The sequence below is a fragment of the Mucilaginibacter pedocola genome, from assembly GCF_002013915.1.
Lineage (GTDB): Bacteria > Bacteroidota > Bacteroidia > Sphingobacteriales > Sphingobacteriaceae > Mucilaginibacter > Mucilaginibacter pedocola.
Genome location: NZ_MBTF01000006.1, coordinates 154712 through 161082 on the forward strand (window position 1 = coordinate 154712; position 6371 = coordinate 161082).

Genomic DNA, 6371 nt, shown 5'->3' on the forward strand with positions numbered 1-6371 from the left:
ATATAATTGATAATTAGCACATCTAAAAGCGCTAAACTTTATTTGCGTAACATTTAATGTTTAATTTGTTATAACTTTATAACAGCACCTTAACCACCGAGTATGCAAACCAGCATTTTGCCCATCATAAGCGAATGCGTTATAGCATTTAACCTGCCGTTGAACCAATACATCACTATTGGCCCCTGCATTGGTATGCTCTCGGGTTATGCTGATAACGAGGTGCCCGAGGGTAAAGATTTTTGGTATACCATCATTCACTCGTCAGACCTACCCGCTGTGCGCAAGGCTACCACCGAACTGGTAGACGGGCAAACCATCGAACTTAATTACCGCATTTTACCGCCGCATAGTTTAGAGGTGCGGTATATAACCGAGCGCCGCAGCATGTATACAGATGCGGTTACCGGTCAGCAAGTGGTACTGAGCATCCTGAATGAACATGCGCCCGATATATTGAATGATGAGGATGGTGCGCAGACAGATGCCCTGAAGCGCGAGCAATTCCTGTTATCGCTCATCAACTCGCAAACCAACTTTTTGATGCGCCTCAATAAAACGGGGCATTTCACTTTTGTAAATAAACAGTACTGCAAGGTTTTTGGCTACACTGCCGATGAGCTGCTTGGGCATCACTTCACCATTAATACCGCACCCGAAGACCTGGAGCGCTGCGAACGCGCCTTTAACGAATGCCTTGCAAACCCCGGTAAAATAATACCGCTGGTGCGCGATAAGATGGATAAGAGCGGTGCGCGCCACCCTTCCGAATGGGAATTTATTTCGATAGTGAACGAACGGGGAGAGGTTACCGAGATACAGGGCGTGGGGTTGGATATCAGCGAGAAACAGCTTCGCGAAGCCGAGGCAAAGCGGGCTGCCGAGCAATTGGATAACTTTATAGAGAGTATTACCGATTCGTTTTTGATATTGGATAACGACTGGCGCTTCATCAAAACCAATAAGGCTTTCGAAAAAATATGCAACCGCACGCAAACTGAGTTGGTGGGTAATTCTATTTGGGACGTGTTCCCGATACTGGTTGGCGGGCAATCGGAAAGGCAGTTTAAGCTTGCCGCCAAAATGCAACGAACGGTGCAGTATACCGAGTTTGTACCTACATCGGGCTTATGGTTCAGGATAACCGTTTACCCGGCTGCCGAGGGATTAACCGTTTTTGTTAAAGATATTACCGAACAGAAGGTTGCCGAAGAAGAGCTTAACCGTACCCGCAATAACCTGGAGGCACTTATAAATAACACTACCGACCTGATATGGTCCATTGATACTAAGGGGCGGTACATATATATGAACAATGCCTATAAAAATGCCGTTTATAAAGAAGCCGGCATTATACCCGCCACCGGGGAAGAGGTAATTGTATACGGGCCCGAAAAAGTACGCGAAACATGGACTGAATTTTACCGCCGCGCACTCCATGGCGAAACTTATTCGGTAGTTTACGAGAATACGCACTCTATCCCCGGTAGGGCCCTGTATTACGAGGTGAACTTTTACCCCTTGTATGATAATATTGGTGGGGTGGTAGGTTCGGGCTGTTTTGGCAGGGAGATAACATCGCGCCTCGAATCGGAAAAAGAGATCATCGACCAAAACGAACGCCTGCGCCAGATAGCATCACTAAGCTCGCACGAATTGCGCCGCCCGGTTGCCAGTATGCTGGGGCTTATTAATGTGATAGATTTTGAGAATTTTAACAACCCCGAAAACCGCGAAGCTATAAACCTGCTGCATGCCGTAAGTAACGAAATTGACGAGGTGATACGCACCATTGTTGATAATACCTTTACCGGGCAACAGCGCAACAACTAAGCATTGGGCGGCAGCCGGTTAAGCCTAAAAATATTTCCTTATTTTTTTGTAACAAGTGTAATTGCCAATAATCATATGTAACGCTATACAGCCAAGGTCTCATAAAGCTGTAAGTTATTGTGAGGAGCCCGCACCTTAAGGGCCCCGGTAAATTAATCAAAAACAAAAAATGTCTGATTCTATTTCAATTCTCCAATTCTGGTGGGTATTGCCGCTGGCTGCTGCCCTGTTGATGTACAAATTTGTACTTCAGGTTTTCTTTGGTATGATCATCGTTCCGGATGACCGTATTGGTTTGGTTGTTAAGAAATTCTCGCTTTATGGCGCAACGCGGCTGCCCGATGGCCGCATTATAGCCATACATGGCGAAGCCGGTATGCAGGCCAAGCCGCTTGCGCCGGGTTTGTACTGGCGTATGTGGCCCTGGCAGTATGCCATTACCATGGAGCATTTTACCGTTATCCCGCAGGATAAACTGGGGCTGGTAAAAGCTAAAGACGGTGCACCCATGGATATTGGCCGTGTACTGGGCCGCCCGGTAGACTGCGATAAATTCCAGGATGCGCAAGCCTTCCTCGAAAACAAAGGGCAAAAAGGCCCGCAAGCCGCCTTCCTTACACCGGGTAGTTACCGTATCAATACCTATCTGTTCGAGATAGAGATGGTGCCTATCACCCGTATTCAGGAAAACAAGGTGGGCATTGTAACCACATTGGATGGCGAGCCGCTTGATAAAGGCGAAATTGCCGGTGGTTCGGTACCGGGGCACCGTAACTATCAGGATCCTATGGCCTTTATCCAGTCGGGTGGTAAAAAAGGCTTGCAGGAAGACGTGATACTGGCAGGTACCTATTACCTTAACCCATGGTTCGCCATTGTGGAGCAGGTAGAGATGGTGCACATTCACATCGGTTACGTAGGCGTAGTTAACTCCTTTGTGGGCCCCGAAGGTATAGATACCAGCGGCGTAGGCTTTACCCACGGTAACATTGTAAAGAAATTTGAAAAGGGTGTTTGGGACGAACCGCTGGACCCGGGCAAGCACCCCGTAAATATTTATACGCACACGGTAGAAATTGTGCCTACCACCAACATCGTACTAAACTGGGCAAACAGCCGCACCGAATCGCACGAGCTGGATAAGAACCTGTGTACGATCAGCGTAAGGTCGTCTGATGGTTTTACCTTCAACCTCGATGTGTCGCAAATTATCCATATCCCGCGTAACGAAGCGCCAAAGGTTATCGCCCGTTTCGGTAACATGAAAAACCTGGTATCGCAGGTGCTGGAGCCTACCATTGCCAACTACTTCCGTAACTCGGCACAAAAAAGTGGTGTTATCGAGTTCTTAACCAACCGTTCGCAAAGGCAGGAAGATGCCCGTGCCCAAATTGGCAAAGTACTGGCAGACTATAACGTAGAAGGTGTAGATACGCTGATAGGCGACATTGTGCCTCCCGAAGCATTGATGCGTACCCTTACCGACCGTAAAATTGCCGAGCAGGAACGCGTTACTTACGAGATACAAAAGAGTGCACAAATAGAGCGTAAGGAATTTGAAAGCGCTAAAGCCGGTGCCGATATGCAGCCCGAGGTTGTAAAATCTACCCGCCAGGTGGAGATAAACACCCAAATGGCAGCCTCAAAAGTTGCTGCCGCAAAAGGTGACGCCGAAGCACGTATTATTAATGCTAAGGCTGATGCCGAGAACAAAACCATTATTGCCAAGGCAGATGCCGAAGCCAAAACTATTAACGCCAAAGCCGATGCTGCTGCAACCGAAGTGAATGGTAGCGCCGAAGCCGGTAAAATTAAAGCGATAGGTTTGGCAGAAGCCGAAGTAACCAAACAGAAAACCGAAGCCATGGGTACTGAGCAATATGCTATTGTGCGCGTAGCCGAAGCTTTGGCCAGCAACGGTGTAAAACTGGTGCCCGAAATTTTGGTAAGCGGAAAAGATGGCGGCAGCAACGGTATGATAGATGCCCTTATAGGCAACGAGATGCTGAAAAAACTGCAACGCGAAAGCACAGCAAGCAGCAAATCTGCACAGGATATAGAATAATAATACACCTAAACCATATCACACACACCAAGGAGTGCCGGCAAACCGGTGCTCCTTTTTTTGTTCACCCCGCCCCGCTTACATAGCCGGAATGCCGTTGTGCCGAAGATTTCTCTTCGCACCTCGCACCTGCCTTGCTACTGCTCATCGAAATGACATCGGGAATTAATTACCCGGCGCATTTGCCAATATCCTTATCTCCTTAGGGTAATAATTATTAATACGGTTAGGCAGCAATTTCGCCCAGCCCAGGGCAAGCCCCTCGTATTCCATCAGGCTCCAGCCTTTATCGGCTATTGTTATATCTATATTATCGCGGCGCAGGTACTGTATCGCCTGGTCCTTATTTAAAGGAGTAGTTAAAAACTCATCTTTATTAATAATAAGGCTTTGCGCCAGTTCATGGTCGGGTATCAAATCGCGCCCCGCCAGTTTACCAATACGCACGCCCGACTTTTTGATATAAAGGTGGCGGTGCAGTGCGTTTAGGCTCTCCTTATGTTCGCGGTTTATGGCAAGCCAATCTTCAGCAACCTTAAACAGGTAAAAATCTTCCGGGCTATTCAGGTATGTTTTTATCTGCTCTATCTCCTTCATTGGCAGTTTTTGCTGCGCATTGCTTTTATAATTACTGCCGCCGCTGTTTTCGCGCTTGCGCAGGCAGGCAGCAAATAACCCTTCGCCCAAAACCTGCCCCGGGTAAAAGCGGTAGCCCCATGCTTTTTGCTGCGGCGATTCGGTTTCTACTATCCCCCACTCCTTATATATAGGTATACGTACGCTCTCCATATCAAACTCGGCGCACAGCCAATCCAGTATATCCTCGTTCTCCTGGTGCGAGTAACTGCAGGTGCTATATATAAGGTAGCCGTCTTCTGCTATGGCGGGGTAAACGTCGGCAAGTATGCGTTCCTGTCGTTGGTGGCAAAGGTTCACGTTGGCTTCGCTCCATTCGTTCATGGCGGCGGGGTCTTTCCTGAACATGCCCGAACCCGAGCAAGGCGCATCAACCAATACTACATCAAAGAAACCTTTTATGGCAGAGAAGTCGCGCGGGTCGTTATTAGTAACTATAGTGTTCGATGTTCCCCAGCGGGTGAGGTTATCTGTTAATATAGGTACGCGGGTTTTAATAATTTCGTTTGCCACCAATAGGTCCGCAGGCTCCAGAGCCGAATTAAGCAACGTGCTTTTACCTCCCGGGGCAGCGCAAAGGTCTAATACCTTAATCGGTTCTTCCTTATCAGGGCGTATAGTTTGCAGGATATGGGCAATGAACATAGAAGATGCTTCTTGCACATAATATGCCCCGGCATGAAACAAAGGGTCGAAAGTAAAGGAGGGTCGTATATTAATATAGCGTCCTTCGGCACACCAGGCAACCTGTCCGTCCGTTTTTAGGGGCGACAGTTTAAAAGGGTTGAGCCGGACAGAGGTAATCGACGTATTATTTTGGTGTGCTTCTATAAAAGAAGCCTCGTTGAAACCCGGTTCGGTAGCCAGTTGTTCTAAAAAGTGTGGTGGAAAAGCGTAATTATCCATATCAGTTTCAAACTTACGCAAAAAATATTCGGGCGTTTGGGCAGTTTTGGGAAGAATTTTGCTTCGCGATGTAATGGTTACGCGCATTTTAAGCGTTTGTAAACTTGCCCGTTTTGAGGCTTAGTGTACCAAATGGGTGTTGCAACCCATACCATGGAGCCTTGGTTTTATTTAGCTTTCAATGAGTTATAAAATTGTTTTAATTATTTGAAATTTCTTTTGGGCCGAAAGGGCCTTTCTCCTTACATTTGTATCCGCTCAAACGAAAAGGGCGTTGTTTTTTGAACATCAGGCAGATAGAAAAAAGTTAAAGAAAAGTGAGTTTTTCACTTGATATGAAACTAAATAATCTGCACCTTTGCAGCCCGCAAGACCGAAAGGAAAGCGGGTAGTACATTGAAGGGAAAGCAAACGAAAAAATTTAAAAAATAAAGTTTGCGAGTGAAGATAAAAATTCGCTACCTTTGCAGCCCGCAAAAGCCGAGAGGTTGAGTGGGAAAAGAAGGAAAAAGAAGCCAAAAATTATTTGAAAATAAATTTTGGAAAATAGAAAAAAGCTTCTACCTTTGCAGTCCCAAAACGAGGGAGCGGAAACGCGGAAAAACGTTAAGAAGCCGAGAGCAATTCGAGGTTAAAAAAGATTGAAAGTTTAAAGTGTTGAAAGGCACAAAAACATAAAACAGGCGCCTGCGACGGGTTAGCCGATAAAGTTCTTAAAGAGACAGGAAGACAATAAAAATGCAGCGTAACAACCGCGAGGTGGTTATAGCTAAAAAGAAAGAAGCTTGAAGATTAGAGGGGCTTTGTAAGAGAATATTTTTTTTACAAGTTTCTATTGATTGAGTTTAATAGGGCTTGGATTTGAACAACACATTATACAATGGAGAGTTTGATCCTGGCTCAGGATGAACGCTAGCGGCAGGCCTAATAC

The 6371-nt window shown here is 46.5% G+C and carries 3 protein-coding genes; 2 read left to right on the forward strand and 1 reads right to left on the reverse strand.

Going from position 1 to position 6371, the window contains the following annotated elements:
- Positions 1-102 precede the first annotated feature (102 nt).
- Both BC343_RS09695 and BC343_RS09700 read left to right on the forward strand, forming a co-directional pair.
- The gene (locus tag BC343_RS09695; protein ID WP_078347580.1) at positions 103-1833 is read left to right on the forward strand and encodes a PAS domain S-box protein; all 1731 of its coding nucleotides are present in this window, start codon (positions 103-105) and stop codon (positions 1831-1833) included.
- 169 nt (positions 1834-2002) lie between these two features.
- Positions 2003-3898 carry an SPFH domain-containing protein gene (locus BC343_RS09700; protein WP_078347581.1) on the forward strand — a complete coding sequence of 632 codons (1896 nt, stop codon included), beginning with the start codon at positions 2003-2005 and terminating at the stop codon, positions 3896-3898.
- A 165-nt stretch (positions 3899-4063) separates the two neighbouring features.
- Here BC343_RS09700 and BC343_RS09705 read toward each other — a convergent pair whose 3' ends face one another.
- A complete protein-coding gene (locus BC343_RS09705) occupies positions 4064-5527 on the reverse strand; it encodes a methyltransferase RsmF C-terminal domain-like protein (RefSeq protein ID WP_238381736.1) in 1464 nt (487 codons plus the stop codon).
- Positions 5528-6371: the final 844 nt, after the last annotated feature.